This window comes from Nocardia sp. CY41 (assembly GCF_009829325.1).
In the GTDB taxonomy this organism is placed as follows: domain Bacteria; phylum Actinomycetota; class Actinomycetes; order Mycobacteriales; family Mycobacteriaceae; genus Nocardia.
The window spans coordinates 1-519 of the sequence record NZ_VUOS01000144.1; the positions used below are offsets into that span (position 1 = coordinate 1).

Consider the following 519-nt stretch of genomic DNA (forward strand, 5'->3'; position numbering starts at 1 on the left):
TCGCCGCCGCGCAGATGCGCTCCGACTGCGCCCACGAAGTACAGCACCAGACCGATCGCGGCGGCGACGCCCAGCGGGGCGAACCAGATGCCGGCCAGGAGACCGGCGGCGCCGGCGATCTCTGCTGTCGCCAGCCACGGGATCCACGTCAGCGGCACCCCGATGGACTCCATGTCCGCCATCCGCGCCGGGTTGCGGACCAGTTTGTCCCGCGCCGAGGCCAGCAGTATGAGCGAGAGCAGCACAGCGACGACGGTATAAGCGATGTACATGACGGAACTCCATCTTGTAGGCATACACTCTTGAACGTAACAAATCATTGATAATCCTCAACTATTGAAGACGGGGGAGCGTGAAGCCGTGATCGACGACCGGATCTGCTGGGCGCTGGCCCTTAGAGCGCCTATCAGGTTCGGTTGCGGAGTCTTCGCCAGCAGATGAGGGCGGCGGCGAGGTCGAGGAATCCTTGGTGGATGTCGGTGCGTCGTTCCCAGCGGGTGGCCAGGCGGCGGTACTGGT

At 64.2% G+C, this 519-nt stretch carries 1 protein-coding gene; it reads right to left on the bottom strand.

Features of this window, described 5'->3' with window-relative positions; translation table 11 throughout:
* Nucleotides 1-272, bottom strand: a 272-nt coding sequence (locus tag GVY64_RS37095; RefSeq protein ID WP_159851376.1) for a DoxX family protein, incomplete at its 3' end; no start/stop codon positions are given.
* Nucleotides 273-519: the final 247 nt, after the last annotated feature.